Raw genomic sequence first — 14,849 nt, forward strand, 5'->3', positions numbered from 1 at the left:
TATAAAACAGCCATAAATAAGGGGCTTTAAGCCCCCTGAACGGATAAGGAGGTAAAAATACAGCCAGCATCATTACTCTCCATTCGAAATAATTTTCAACGGGGCGTGAATCACACCACCCAACTCCCTTGCAGACCAGAATTTAACTTTCATCATCGGACGCCGCTGATCGAGCTCTTCCCTGTCGCCGTTGCCAACCTTAGCCAGCCCGCAGTGAATGAGGTAATCTCCGGAATTGACAGGTAACGTGGCTTTATACACGATACGCTGATGACCGGGCCGCAGCGTAATCGCCGCACCTGCGCCGATATTACTGTCACCCCAGATATCTCCACCCTGCGCTTTCGACATTGAAATCCCTAACGCGATATCTTTAATTTCTTCGGAAGCCAGAATCGAAAAATCAAACGTCACTTCTTCCCCGGATTTAATCAGCGGCTTCTCAGCAAGGGTGGTGCCGTCCGATTTATAAATCGTCAGATCCTCGATGATTGCGCGCGCGCTCCCAAAACGCTTCTCGCCAATCGCCTCATTGGTAGTACGCAGCTGAATCGCCTTCAGCTCTTCGACGCTGACGTCTTCAACGGAACCCTTGTCAGCCTTGCTGACCACGGCAGGTTTCTCACTCCCGTTGGCGAGGATCATCCCTTTTTCATAGGCCAGAACCGCCGCCAGAACATCCGTGGTATCACCAATCAGCTTACCGTGATCCATGACTAAACAGCGGTCCGCATATTCGAGAATGCTTCCGGTCGAGTGGGTCACCATGATGATGGTGACGCCCTTCGCACGCAGCGCTTCCATCCGCTTATAGCACTTGTACTGGAAGCCAATATCGCCAACCGCCAACGCCTCATCGACGATTAAAATTTCCGGCTCCACGCAGGCCTGCACGGCAAACGCAAGGCGCACGTACATCCCGCTGGAGTAGGTTTTCACCGGCTGATCGATAAACTGGCCGATATCGGCAAACTCTTCAATCTCGGCAAATTTCGCCGCGATTTGATCTTTCGTTAACCCCAGTACGGAACCGTTCAGATAGACGTTCTCGCGCCCGGTAAATTCAGGGTTAAAACCGGCGCCCAACTCCAGCAGAGCGGCAATGCGCCCGTTGACCCGGACATCCCCCGCGGAAGGCGTTAAGGTCCCGCAGATAATTTGCAGCAGTGTGGATTTACCCGCGCCATTACGACCGATAATACCGACGGTCTCTCCTTTCTTGATGCTAAAGGAGACATCGTCTAAAGCCCAAAACTCACGGAAATAACAGTTACGCTCTCTTCTGGCGACTTGCTGAATTTTTGGCACAAAAAACTGTTTTAGCCGATCGGTCGGACTCGCATAGATCTGGTAGCATTTGCTCAGATTGGTGACCTGAATTGCAATTTCATTAGAGGACATCAGCAAACCCCTTCCTTGTTTTCTGGAAGAAGACAAAACCCAGCCAGGCGACAACTAATGCCCCCATGGAATACAGTAAGAGACCCCAAAAGTTAGGTATCCCGCCCCAAATCAGAACGCTGCGGGCTTGTTCAATAATAAAGGTCAACGGGTTAAGCATGATCCAGATATGATATTTCGCGGGCAAGGCGCTTATCGGGAAAAACACCGGGGATAAGAACATCATGACAGTAGTAATAATGACCGTAGTCTGGCTCACGTCACGCAGGAAAACGCCTAATGAGGCCAGAATCCACGATAAGCCAAGGCAGAAAATGATTAACGGGAAGAAGACTAACGGCAGGAACACAATCGTCCAGTGCAGATAGCCGTTAAAGAGGACAAAGGCCACCAGCAGAACAAACAGGCTAATGCAGGTATGGAAGAGAGCCGCCAGCAGCGAGATCACCGGCAGGGTTTCCAGCGGGAAGATGACCTTTTTTACGTAGTTGGTATTGCTGAGGATAATCAGTGGCGCTTTGTTGATGACTTCACTGAAGAAACCGTGAACAATCATACCGACAAACAGGATTATCGCAAACTGGGTTCGGCTCTCATCGCCACCGGTCGACCAACGCGCTTTAAACACCACTGAGAAAACAAAGGTATAAACGGTCAGCATGAACAGTGGGTTCAGAAAGGACCAAAGCAAGCCCATCACTGAACCTTTATATCTTCCGATAACATCACGCTTTGCCATCTGCAGGATAATACTCCAGTGGCCAGAAATACTACGCACAATTTCTACGGGTGATGATGAAAGTTTTTGATGCGGGTTTTTCATTTTAAACTCGTAATAAAATTATCTGAAAAATCAACTTAACTTCCGGGGGATTTCAAGCAGGGCTTTTTTGTTGTATACATGCCTCTTACGGTCAAAAAACCATCCCCATTTGTTAAAGTAGGAAATAGCAGAGCGAACATGATACCAAAGCAGCAGTTTGCTTTTATACGACCCTTTATTAAAAACGTGAATGATTGTCGTTTCCGGGCAATAATATATTTTGGTCAATGGCAATGCGCGGCGACATAAATCGACATCTTCCAGATACATGAAGTAGCGCTCATCAAAACCATCCAGCTGTTGCAGCAGAGCATTCGTTAACAGCATAAAGCAGCCAGAGACCGAAGGTGGAGAGAAAACCTTATCGTACTCGGCATCCATCAGCTCATACTCAAGATCAAACTTCAGCGCGGTAGTCGGTAAAAAACGCCGTAAAAAAAGATTAACCGGTGTGGGTAATAAACGGCAACTGTATTGCCGATCGCCGTTTTTATAGAGAATTTTAGGTGAGACAAATGTAAACTGATTATCCCAGGCAAAGGATAATAACTTATCAAGCTCTCCCCGGGCGAAACTAATATCCGGGTTACAGATCAGAAAATAGCCGTCAAAATCTGCATTGGCCTTGATTGCCAGATTGTGACCAGCTCCAAATCCGCAATTGTAAGGCGATTTAATATAACTGACCTTTGGTTCATTCAGTTCTGTTACCCATTGACAACCACCATTATCAACTAAGACAACTTTTTCAACACCATTCTCATGACATAATGAGATCAATGTATCCTTAATATCATCATAGGAATGATTAAATAATACAATAGAAGCGATTATCTTCGGCTTCATTGCTTCATAAGTCATTAATCTATTACCTTTAGAGTAAACATCGCTATGGCATTATTGTTATAATTTTTAATGAATAAAAGAGGATGTGTTAAGTGTATCAACTGTAAAAAATGGCTTCCTGTCAGGCATAAACTTCAGCGGTTGCTAATGTATGCGCCTGCATATCTTTCTCTGACAATGAAAGCGCGCAGCCATTCAGATCGGGCCACTTAATATTAATCTGCGGGTCATCCCAGCGAATACTACGCTCAGACTGCGGGGCATAGTAATTGGTTGCCTTGTAGACAAACTGCACCGTGTCGCTCAGCGCGAGAAAACCATGGGCAAACCCTTCCGGGATCCACAGCTGACGCTTATTTTCCGCACTGAGTACGACGCCGACCCACTGACCAAAGGTCGGTGAGGAACGACGGACATCCACCGCCACATCAAAGACTTCACCTTCCACGCAGCGCACCAGTTTGCCCTGTGCATGAGGGGCCAGCTGGTAGTGCAGGCCGCGTAAAACGCCCTTTTGCGACTGCGAATGGTTATCCTGCACAAACTCCACCTTGCGACCTACCGCCTCATCAAACACCTTGCTGCTGAAGCTTTCAAAGAAAAATCCGCGCGCATCGCCAAAGACTCGCGGCTCGCAGATTAAGACTTCCGGAATGTCAGTTTTAATAATATTCATGCTGCTGTACTCACCTACTTACCTGAAACTTCAACAACCACCCGTTCAACGCCCTGACGCCAGTCCGGGATCGTCACGCCAAATACCCGCTGGAACTTTTCATTCGACAGACGCGAATTCAACGGGCGTTTCGCCGGCGTCGGCCAGGCCGTCGTCGGGATCCCGTTCACCTCCTTGATCGCCAGCTGAGCGCCGTTGGCACGCGCGACATCAAAGACAAAACGGGCATAGTCATACCAGCTGGTTTCCCCGCTGGCGACCAGGTGGTAGGTTCCGGCAACCGCTTTATTGCGCCACTCTTCACGGATGGCGATAGCGGTACAGTCTGCCAGCAGTTCAGCCCCGGTCGGCGCACCGTGCTGATCGTTAATAATCGACAGCGTCTCTTTTTCACCGGCCAGGCGCAGCATCGTTTTGGCAAAGTTTGCGCCGCGGGTGGCATAGACCCAGCTGGTACGGAAAATCAGATGGCGCGGATTGGCCTGCGCCAGCGCCAGTTCCCCGGCACGCTTTGTTTCGCCATAAACATTCAGCGGCCCGGTGGCTTCGTCCTCGAGGCGGTAATGATCCCCCTCGCCGTCGAAGACATAATCGGTGGAGTAATGCACCATCAGGGCACCCAGCTTCGCTGACTCTTCCGCCAGCACCGCCACGCCTTTGTCATTCAACAGATCGGACAGCTCGCGCTCGCTTTCCGCTTTATCCACCGCCGTATGGGCTGCCGCATTGACAATCACATCCGGTTTAACCTGGCGGACGGTTTGCGCAATCCCGGCGAGATCCGTCAGATCGCCACACAGTTCCTTATCGAAATAGTCAACGGCGACCACTTCACCCAGGGTGGAGAGCGAACGCTGCAGCTCCCAGCCAACCTGACCATTTTTCCCAATAAGTAAAATCTTCATAAACGAATACTCTGTATTATTGTTACTTCGCACGCGGAGAGGCATTAACGTTCGTTAATCAACATGTTCAGATAACGGCCATATTCCGTTTTCTTCAGTCGTTCGGCCTGGGCCGCAACCCCTTCAGCAGACAGCCATTTATTACGGAAGGCGATCTCTTCCAGGCAGGCCACTTTCATCCCCTGACGCTTCTCAATGGTGTGAATGAACTGCGAGGCCTCAATCAGGCTGTCATGGGTGCCGGTATCCAGCCAGGCAAAACCGCGGCCCAGCAGCTCAACCTGCAGATCGCCGCGTTCCAGATACATCTGGTTGAGGGTGGTAATTTCCAGCTCGCCACGTGCGGAAGGTTTCACCGTTTTCGCCATTGCTACAACGTCATTGTCATAGAAGTAGAGCCCGGTCACCGCCCAGTTAGATTTTGGCTTCAGCGGCTTCTCTTCAATCGATAGCGCGGTGAAGTTTTCGTCAAACTCGACCACGCCAAACCGTTCCGGATCGAGGACCTGATAGCCAAAGACGGTGGCCCCGGAGGTTTTACTCGCTGCCGTTTCCAGTTTCTTACCGAAGCTTTGCCCGAAGTAGATGTTATCGCCCAGCACTAATGCACAGGCATCATTCCCGATGAACTCTTCACCGATGATAAAGGCCTGAGCCAGACCGTCCGGAGAAGGCTGAATAGCGTAAGAGAAATTGACGCCGAACTGGGAGCCATCCCCCAGCAGACGCTGGAAGGCCGGCATATCTTCCGGCGTGGTGATAATCAGGATGTCCCGGATACCGGCCAGCATCAGCACCGACACCGGATAGTAAATCATCGGTTTATCGTAAATCGGCAGCAGCTGTTTGGACACGCCCTGCGTAATCGGATACAGGCGGGTTCCGGAGCCCCCGGCGAGAACAATACCTTTCATTCTGCGGTTCCTTTAGTTATTCAGACCCAGGCGTTCACCGGCATAGGAGCCGTCCAGCACGCGCTGCCACCACGTCGGGTTATCCAGATACCAGCGGACCGTTTTCTCAATCCCGCTTTCGAAAGTTTCCTGCGGTACCCAGCCGAGATCGCGCGCAATTTTTGCCGCATCAATCGCATAGCGCAGGTCATGGCCTGGACGGTCGGTCACGAAGGTGATCAGCTCAGCGAAATGGCTGATGTTGCCCGGCTTCTTCTCAACAACCTTATCGAGAATGGCGCAAATGGTTTTCACCACATCGATATTTTTACGTTCGTTATGACCACCGATGTTGTAGGTTTCACCGTTTTGACCTTCGGTGGCCACTTTGTACAGCGCCCGGGCGTGATCTTCCACGTACAGCCAGTCACGAATTTGCTGGCCGTTGCCATAAACCGGCAGCGGTTTGCCCGCCAGCGCGTTAAGGATGGTCAACGGGATCAGTTTTTCCGGGAAATGATAGGGACCGTAGTTGTTCGAACAGTTGGTCACCACCACCGGCAGACCGTAGGTGCGGTTCCAGGCACGCACCAGATGGTCACTCCCGGCTTTAGAGGCGGAGTAAGGACTGCTCGGGGCGTATGGCGTCTCTTCGGTGAATAAGTCGTCAGTACCTTCCAGATCGCCATAGACTTCATCTGTTGAAATATGGTGGAAGCGGAAACTTTTTTTGCGCGCCTCATTCAGCGAGGCGTAGTACTGACGGGCAGCTTCCAGCAGCGTGAAGGTACCGATAAGGTTGGTCTGGATAAAGGCTGCCGGGCCGTCAATGGAACGATCGACATGACTTTCTGCCGCCAGATGCATCACGATATCAGGCTGAAACTCACTGAACTGCTCTGCAATACCCTGGGCGTCGGTGATATCCGTACGCGAGAAAGAATAGCGTTCATTATCGGCTACTGAGGCCAGAGACTCGAGATTACCTGCATAGGTCAGGCAGTCCACAACGCGTACGTCATCCTGGGTATTCTCAATAATATGACGAACAACGGCAGAACCAATAAACCCGGCGCCACCGGTGACAAGGATCTTCATACTCTCTCTCGTTTTTCAATGAGTTAAATGCCACTCGGGCACATATCTTAAATTTCAAACACGCTACCGCCATTGGCTATCGCAACCAAAGCGCGTAACGCTACCAGACTGTATTCATGGCACCCGGCTGCACGATGACAGGACGGTACAACACTCATCTGCTGCCCGCCGGCCTCTGCGGTGAAGCTCCCCCCTATACAAGCAGACTAGTCAGCCCGGCGCAAAAAAGCGAAAAACAGAGGTATATCAGCAGACATAGCTCTGTTTTCAGACTTGCCCTCTACAGTTCAAATGGCAGAATGATCCCATTACTTTCGCCATTTTTCCTCATGCTATCCATCAGGACTTTCTCATTTGCTCAGCGGTCTCGCGACAAGCCGGGCCACAGGAACAGAACGATGCTTAAAACCATGGAGTAAACACCACCCACCGGTAACCAGGCGTTACTGAGATGACATCAAAATCGCTCAACAACGATAACCCAGAGGAAATGGCAACGCTCCGCGAATCATTTCTTCTTTATAGCGGATTGACTCCGCCTTCTATGATGCCACTCAGCCGATGCTCTGTTGGGGCCAAATGTTGATCTGTCTCAATAATGCATTCGTGCCACAGATGAATTACGCGCGCATTATAGCCCCGGTCTGTAAGAATAAAAATGAAAAAGCATGATGAATCCGTTCTGGTAAAAATTAAGCATCCGCGAGACATTATTTGAACACTTAAGCAATCAACGTACAACACACTGATTTAAAACAAAAAACAATCATACTGACAAACAATTGATATAGTAATGACGAATGGTTTTTCAGGAAACGTTCGGAAAATATATAAACGGATACAATATGAACAGACGTTACACACTTTTCAACGGACCTGGCTGGCGCCATGAAACGGGAATATTAACTAGCGTAAAAACATCAGGGACTATTATTGTGCTAACTTATTTAAAATGATAATGATTGCTATTTCCAATAAAACACCACACCGCTGACGCTCATAAAACAGGCGTTATACATAGATGAACGGGCTGTTTCCACGGCTCATGCTTATATTCAGCAACGGTAAAGCAGATGACCCCTACGGCAAGCCAGTGTAAAATCAGCCATTATATATAGCGGGGAACAACAAACCCGGAGGATGAATATGAAGTTTTTAGTCACTGGAGCCGCAGGATTCATCGGCTTTCATACCAGTCAGCGCCTTCTGGAGGCGGGCCACGAGGTTGTTGGCATCGACAACATGAACGATTACTACGATGTCAATCTCAAGCAGTCTCGCCTGGATTTACTGCAATCCCCCCTGTTCAGCTTCCACAAAATCGATCTTGCCGATCGGGAAGGCATGGCTGAGCTTTTCGTGAGCGAGAAATTTGACCGCGTGATCCACCTGGCTGCGCAGGCCGGCGTGCGCTACTCGCTGGAAAATCCGCATGCCTATGCCGATGCCAACCTGATCGGTTACCTGAACATTCTGGAAGGCTGCCGGCATAACAAGGTACAGCACCTGCTGTACGCCTCTTCCAGTTCGGTGTATGGCCTGAACCGCAAAATGCCTTTTTCAACCGACGATTCGGTCGACCATCCGGTCTCGCTGTATGCGGCAACCAAAAAAGCCAATGAACTGATGGCACATACCTATTCCCATCTCTATGGCATCCCGACCACCGGTTTACGCTTCTTCACCGTATATGGCCCGTGGGGACGCCCGGACATGGCGCTGTTCAAATTTACCAGGGCGATGCTGGAAGGTAAGAGTATCGATGTCTACAACTACGGTAAGATGAAGCGCGACTTCACCTATATCGATGACATCGTGGAAGCGATTATTCGCGTGCAGGATGTCATTCCGCAGCCGGATCCGGAGTGGAGCGTAGAGAATGGCTCGCCGGCCACCAGCTCGGCGCCCTACCGCGTTTATAATATCGGCAACAGTTCGCCGGTCGAGCTGATGGATTACATCACCGCTCTCGAAGAGGCTCTGGGAATGATCGCTGAGAAAAACATGATGCCGATCCAGCCGGGAGATGTGCTGGAAACCAGCGCAGACACGAAGCCGCTGTATGATCTGGTTGGCTTTAAACCGCAGACGTCGGTCAAGGATGGCGTGAAGAACTTCGTGGATTGGTATCGAGAGTTCTATCGCGCCTGACTGGTGTTTTAAAGAATAAGGGCCTGCAGTATATAGGCTCTTATTCTTATTAATGTTACTCAAGCTATGTTTAATAAACCAAACTAACTCATCATACTAACCACCAGAAATTCCCTGTCATTTTTGTGGTCACTAATTATATTAGGGGTTAACAATGTTGTTTCTAATCCTGTAACCATAGACAAAAGCCTTATAATATGTAGGACTTAATGCGATTTATGTATTGACGATAAGAAAATTAAAAATGATAATCAAAGAAATTTATCTAGCATAATTTTAAATGACAGGTGAAAAAATGAGAGAAGTATGGGTCGACTATGCCAAGGCGCTAGGAATCATTTTAGTCGTGGCAGGCCATGTTAACAGAGGTCTCTATAGTTCCGGAATCTACATTTCAAAGCAATTTTATACTTTATTCGATAGTATTATTTATACTTTTCACATGCCGCTTTTTTTCTTTTTATCCGGTCTTTTCTTCGTAAAATCAATAGACAGAAAAGGTAAGAAATCATTCTTCATAGATAAAATTGATACAATATTTTATCCATATGTTCTATGGTCCCTTTTCCAAGGCGGGATTGAAGTTATTCTTTCAAAGTATACCAATTCTAAAACTGAACTTACTGATGTCCTTTCTTTTCTTATCTATCCAAGAGCTCAATTTTGGTTTCTTTATGCTTTACTAATGATATTTATTGTTGCTGCATTAATTTATAAAAGAGATAGCTTTTCAAAATCACTTCCACTTATCATTTTATTATCCTTTGTCATCTACATATTCAGCAATGCAACTGGAACATCGTTTCATATTAATTACATCACAAACTATATTATCTTCTTTTTTATGGGCTGTATATATCATAAATTATCGCTGACCGAAAAAATAAACTCTGGATGGGGATCTTTATTGCTAATATTTTTAATTTTCGGTATTGCGCAATACATCTTCCACATCAAATTGGGGTTGATTTATATGGATACCGGGTTATTCACATTTGCTCTAGCGACAATTGGTATAACTTTCATCACATTGTTATCAATGCAACTTGAGAAAATAAAAATACATACATTAGAGACCATAGGTACTCTGAGTATGGTAATATATTTGCTACATATTTTATCGGCAAGTGGTACAAGAATAATACTCAGCAAATTCCTGCACATACAGAATTGGTACATCCATATTATTACAGGCATTTCCATTGGTATTATAGCGCCGGTAGCTGTCTACTTCTTTACAAAGAGGTATAATATAAATTTTTTATTCTCATTCCCTCGAAAAAAGAAAATGTCGAGTTAAGAATATAATATATTAAAACTAGCCAGAATATGGACTGGCTAGTTTTATTCTACAAGCCCTAATTTACACGCTGTGAAGAAAAATACCCTGCCACTTGAGAAATATCCTTTTCACTCAAAGTTCCGGAGTCACTAAGCAGTGAGATCCATGATTTAATGTAAGTGTACTTCGCTTCAGCAAGATCCCGCCGTGCGCTATAAAGTTGCTGTTCGGCGTTCAGAACATCAACGTTCACACGCTGGCCCGCAAGAACACTTTTACGCGTTGCCTCAACCTGAGTTGTCGCTGATTTAACCGCATAATCATAAGCAAGAAGCTTCGCCTGGCTACTGATACACAAATTAAACTGCTTACGTAAGTCATTAATAACACTACCCACTTGCGCATCCAGCTCATACTTTGCCTGGCCATAACGCGCCGCCGCCTGCCGGGTTGATGCTGCAACTCCGCCCCCTGAATAGATAGGCATACTCACTTGTACGCCAATACTATCCGTTCGGTATTTCTGATTTACCGTGTTGTCACTGCTAGAATCATTCTCTGAATGCGAAGCATAGAGCTGAACCTGTGGCATAAAACCTGCGCGGTTTCTTTCCACCTCATATTTGGCGGCATCAACACCATGTCGGGATGACATAAGAAGCGGATTTTGCTTCATGGCAATCTGCTGCCAGTCCTCAAATTTGGTGGGTTGTAACGGTCTCACCTGAAATTTACCGGCACGCAGAGTCTGGAGATCGTCCAGTTGCTCAAGAGGAATACCGATAATCACCTCAAGGTCACGCTGTGCGGAATCTAATGCATCCCGAGCTTCTATAAGCTGGGCCTCCGCCAGGCTATAACGAGCCTGGGTCTCAGCGACATCAGTGACGGTTCCCTCACCGGCACTGACCAAACGATCGTTCAGTGCTAACTGCTCTTTATAAGCCTCCCTTTGCGCCTCGGCTAAAGCGATTTGATCTTTGGCGTAGGCCACCCCGACATAGGCCGTAATCACACGCACGGCCAGATCAAGATATTTCCCACGGTACTTTTCATCCGCCATCAGAGATTGTGCAACACCGGATTTATATTTTGCATATGCCTCATAATCAAAAAGAGGTTGAGTCAATGTCACTGACCCCGCATAACTCCGGTATTGCTGTCGTTTTGTCACATCACTGACGTTGCCAAAAATATCACTCGCCTGGTATTTTTGTGTTTGCCAGTTACGAGGAGCATTTTGGTAATTCAAAGAAACCTTCGGTAAAAGACCGGCTCTACCGATGTTCTCAGTTTCATTCCCTGCCTCTTTTTCTTTAATTGCAGCCTGAAAAGTTGGATCTTTCTCCAGAGCCAGGGAGTATGCATCCAGAATCCCTAACGAATAAGCAGGTGCAGAGATCATAAGCGTCAATGAACTTATGGCCAGACCATAAATCTGCCGTTTAACCTGAATCAAGATTATTCCTCAGTCAATGATGTATGAGCGCGATCTAAAATTGGCTTGAACAAATAGCTCAGCAATGAACGTGACCCTGTTTTGACGAATACTTCTACTGGCATACCCGGTTTGATATCCGCGCCGCTCAGCATTTTGAGTCCTTCAGGTGTCACCGTTACCTGCATCTGGTAATAAGGTTCCCCGGTCCCCTTATCAACCAAACGGTCGGCAGAAATCAATGTAACGGTTCCCGGTATTTTTGGGGTTTTGTTCTGATTAAATGCAGTAAACATTAACTCAACAGGCAGACCGCTATAGACTTTGTCAATCATTTCTACTTTGAGCCGGGAATCAACCACAAGAGAAGCTTCACTTGGCACAATATCCATCAGGTGGTCCCCTGCACCTACTACGCCACCCTGGGTAAAGATGCTCAACCCTACAACAGTGCCGTCAACCGGGGAAACGATGGAAGTATTGCCAAGATCATAATTTGCCATTTCAAGCTTATTCTTGAAATCATTGGCATCCATTTGGGTTTGTGCAAGTTGGGTTCTGACTTCGCGTTGATAATCAGCATAGCGTTGATCGATACGTTGCTGCGATTCGAGGAGTTGCTTCTGGAGTTGTCCAATACGCCCTATCGTTTCGTCAATGCTACTATTAATTTCTGCAAACTGACGTTGTGCCTCCAGATAGCGGTTTCTCGGTAAATAGCCCTCAGTAGCCAGCTGCTTCATGCTACTCATTTGTTCACGGATACTGCCCAACTGGATTTGTTTGTTAGCACGGGAGTCCTGCAACCCCTTTAACTGAAAACGAATGCCATCTATCGATTGTTTAAAGCCATCAACTTCGCTGCGCAGGGCTTGCTGGCGAGAAGAAAAAAGTTGTACCTGCAGAGCAATAATTTCCGCGACCCGCGGATCATCTTTGAGAGTATCAAAAACGGGTGAAAAGCGAATCTTGCTCAGATTATCCCGTTCCGCCAGTAAACGACCTTCAGTAGCCAGAGTGGTGTAATATTGGTCTTTTAAGGAGTCGACCTGCGCCTGCGCCTGGACCTGACTCATTTGCACCAACACTTCGCCAGCCTTAACTTTATCCCCTTCTTTTACATCTATTTTTCTGACAACCCCCCCTGCTGGGGATTGAATTGTTTTACGGTTCCCTGAAACTGTAACAGACCCGGGTGATGCGACACCTTTATCCAGCGGCGCCAGACTCGCCCACATAAAAAACCCCACCAAACCAATGCCAATAACCAGCCACCCCAGACGAGTAAACTTGCGTTCATCCGTCGATGATTGCTCAGCATTATTTCCCTGCGGTATATTGACCTGCACAGACATACCCACTCCTTCGACTACTAACGGCGAATATCTTCCGCCGGCAAGATCGCGTTTTGGTTAATTGGTGCTTCCGGATTATTGCCTTAATGTATATCGCTGTTCACCGCATGCGCAGCCTGTTGCTGCGCGGCCTGAGCTTTTTGCGCATTCGCCAGAGCCTGCAGCACCTGATTAGTCGGCCCAAAAGCGTTCACCTTACCGCTAACCAGTAATAGTAACTTGCTGGTCATCGACAGCAGATTGGTACGATGAGTAATGAGTACCACCGTTTTTTTACGTTGCCTTAGTAAGGCAATCGCCTGGTTCAACGCTAGCTCTCCGGCATCATCAAGGTTAGAGTTAGGCTCATCGAGAACAATTAATGATGGATCGCCGTACAATGCGCGGGCAAGGCCAATACGCTGTTTTTGTCCACCCGACAGACCGGCCCCACTATTACCGATTACGGTGTCATATCCGTGCGGAAAACGTAAAATGAGTTCATGCACGCCAGCAAGCCTGGCTGCATCAATCACTTTTTCGGCATCGACCTCGCTGAATCGAGCAATATTCTCAGCAATTGTACCGGCAAATAATTCAATATCCTGTGGTAAATAACCGATGTAGGGACCGAGTTCGTCTTTGTTCCACTGATAAATATCCGCATTATCCAGGCGTACAATTCCCTCACCGACTGGCCAGATACCCACCATTAAACGTGCCAGCGTCGATTTCCCAGAAGCGCTTGGGCCAATAATCCCGAGGACATCGCCAGGCTGGATTGAAAACGAAACATTATGCAACACTGCTTCACCCTGAGAGCCAGGAGGCGTCGCGGAAACATTCTCGACAGAGAGGGCCCCCTCCGGAGCGGGTAAAGACATGTTTGTACCGCGCGGTGGATTTTGCTCAAGTAATTTCACCAGGCGCTGGTAGGAAAGCTTTGCTGAACTCCAGCTTTTCCAGACGTTAATCACTTGCTCAATAGGTGCGAGCGTTCTACCCATAAGAATGGAGCCAGCAATCATCATCCCAGGAGTAATATGACCATCGATCGCTAACCATCCCCCCAGACCCAGAACAAGTGATTGCAATGACAGGCGAACAAATTTAGTGATAGACGTTACGCTGCTTGCTCTTTCACTGGCAATGCGCTGGCTATTAAGAAATCTCTGATGTAGTTCGTACCAACGGCGCTTTATGTTAGGTAGCATACCCAGAGCTTCAATCACTTCGGCATTGCGCAAATTAGTACTTGCCAGACTCCCTGACTGCAATGCCAGCTTGCTGGCCTCGGACAATGGTTTTTTTGAAACCATTTCATTGACGACGGCCAAAGCAACCAATAGCAACGAACCAATGAGAGCAAACAAGCCGAGCCAAGGATTGAAAAGGAAAATCACCAGAAGATAGATGGGAAACCATGGGGCATCAAAAAAGGCAAACAGCGCGTTCCCGGTCAGAAACTGACGCACATTGGTCAAATCATTCAACATGTTCCCGGCATCGGCTGACTTATTCTTCAGATTCTCTTCGTACGCAGCGGTGTAAACTCGCGAATTCAAACGCATATCCAGCTGAGAACCTATGCGAATAACCACCATGCTACGCGCATACTCTAACAACGCCATCATCCCGAACATGCCAAGCATGATCAAAGTCAGCATTAAAAGCGTAATTTCGTTACCTGACGGTAGCACCCGGTCGTAGACCTGGAGCATATAAATTGAGGGTACCAGCATTAATATGTTGATGAACGCAGTAAAAACACCAACAGTCCAAAATATTTTGCTGCGTGTACGAATTACATCTGCGATTTCATTCCGCGGTATAAAATGTTCCACTCTCTTTCCCTTAATTTTTGGGTATCCTCAGCCACGTGCCCCTGCTAAACACAGGGGAATCTGGCACTCACCACCGGCCGGAGATATCTTATATATAAATAGGAAAAGACCTAAATATCAAGCCAAAAGCAATATTTTTTATAGTCACAAAGATAACC

At 47.6% G+C, this 14,849-nt stretch carries 12 protein-coding genes; 2 read left to right on the plus strand and 10 right to left on the minus strand.

Translation table 11 applies throughout. From position 1 onward, the window contains the following. Window positions 1-72 precede the first annotated feature (72 nt). From EDF73_RS02125 to rfbB, 7 genes are all read right to left on the minus strand, one after another. Window positions 73-1,401 (minus strand): ABC transporter ATP-binding protein, encoded by a 1,329-nt coding sequence (locus tag EDF73_RS02125; RefSeq protein ID WP_132725202.1) that lies wholly within the window; start codon window positions 1,399-1,401, stop codon window positions 73-75. Beyond that, the gene (locus tag EDF73_RS02130) at window positions 1,391-2,224 is read right to left on the minus strand and encodes an ABC transporter permease (protein WP_087848938.1); all 834 of its coding nucleotides are present in this window, start codon (window positions 2,222-2,224) and stop codon (window positions 1,391-1,393) included. The genes EDF73_RS02125 and EDF73_RS02130 overlap by 11 nt, the downstream gene beginning before the upstream one ends. Window positions 2,225-2,254: 30 nt before the next feature. Next, window positions 2,255-3,085, minus strand: a complete 831-nt coding sequence (locus tag EDF73_RS02135) for a glycosyltransferase family 2 protein (RefSeq protein ID WP_132725204.1) — start codon at window positions 3,083-3,085, stop codon at window positions 2,255-2,257. A 106-nt stretch (window positions 3,086-3,191) separates the two neighbouring features. Further along, window positions 3,192-3,746, minus strand: a complete 555-nt coding sequence (rfbC, locus tag EDF73_RS02140; protein ID WP_087848940.1) for a dTDP-4-dehydrorhamnose 3,5-epimerase — start codon at window positions 3,744-3,746, stop codon at window positions 3,192-3,194. Window positions 3,747-3,760: 14 nt separating this feature from the next. Continuing rightward, complete coding sequence (rfbD, locus tag EDF73_RS02145) at window positions 3,761-4,651, minus strand: dTDP-4-dehydrorhamnose reductase (protein WP_087848941.1); 891 nt, start codon at window positions 4,649-4,651, stop codon at window positions 3,761-3,763. 44 nt (window positions 4,652-4,695) lie between these two features. After that, a complete protein-coding gene (gene rfbA, locus EDF73_RS02150) occupies window positions 4,696-5,565 on the minus strand; it encodes a glucose-1-phosphate thymidylyltransferase RfbA (RefSeq protein ID WP_132725206.1) in 870 nt (289 codons plus the stop codon). 12 nt (window positions 5,566-5,577) lie between these two features. Next, a complete protein-coding gene (rfbB, locus tag EDF73_RS02155; RefSeq protein WP_087848943.1) occupies window positions 5,578-6,642 on the minus strand; it encodes a dTDP-glucose 4,6-dehydratase in 1,065 nt (354 codons plus the stop codon). 1,146 nt (window positions 6,643-7,788) lie between these two features. Between rfbB and EDF73_RS02160 the strand changes: the two genes are divergently transcribed. Next, the gene (locus tag EDF73_RS02160) at window positions 7,789-8,793 is read left to right on the plus strand and encodes an NAD-dependent epimerase (protein ID WP_132725208.1); all 1,005 of its coding nucleotides are present in this window, start codon (window positions 7,789-7,791) and stop codon (window positions 8,791-8,793) included. A 295-nt stretch (window positions 8,794-9,088) separates the two neighbouring features. After that, on the plus strand, window positions 9,089-10,093 hold the full coding sequence (locus EDF73_RS02165; protein ID WP_132725210.1) for an acyltransferase: 1,005 nt from the start codon (window positions 9,089-9,091) through the stop codon (window positions 10,091-10,093). A gap of 58 nt (window positions 10,094-10,151) precedes the next feature. Here EDF73_RS02165 and EDF73_RS02170 read toward each other — a convergent pair whose 3' ends face one another. The 3 genes from EDF73_RS02170 to EDF73_RS02180 form a co-directional block, all read right to left on the minus strand. After that, window positions 10,152-11,534 carry a TolC family outer membrane protein gene (locus EDF73_RS02170; protein WP_132725212.1) on the minus strand — a complete coding sequence of 461 codons (1,383 nt, stop codon included), beginning with the start codon at window positions 11,532-11,534 and terminating at the stop codon, window positions 10,152-10,154. Between the two features lie 2 nt (window positions 11,535-11,536). Then, window positions 11,537-12,868 carry an HlyD family type I secretion periplasmic adaptor subunit gene (locus EDF73_RS02175; RefSeq protein ID WP_132725214.1) on the minus strand — a complete coding sequence of 444 codons (1,332 nt, stop codon included), beginning with the start codon at window positions 12,866-12,868 and terminating at the stop codon, window positions 11,537-11,539. Window positions 12,869-12,951: 83 nt separating this feature from the next. Further along, entirely contained in the window at window positions 12,952-14,691 is a 1,740-nt protein-coding gene (locus EDF73_RS02180) for a type I secretion system permease/ATPase (RefSeq protein WP_132725216.1), read from the minus strand. Window positions 14,692-14,849 lie beyond the last annotated feature (158 nt).

The sequence above is a fragment of the Klebsiella sp. BIGb0138 genome (genome assembly GCF_004342285.1).
Taxonomy (GTDB): Bacteria; Pseudomonadota; Gammaproteobacteria; order Enterobacterales; family Enterobacteriaceae; genus Klebsiella.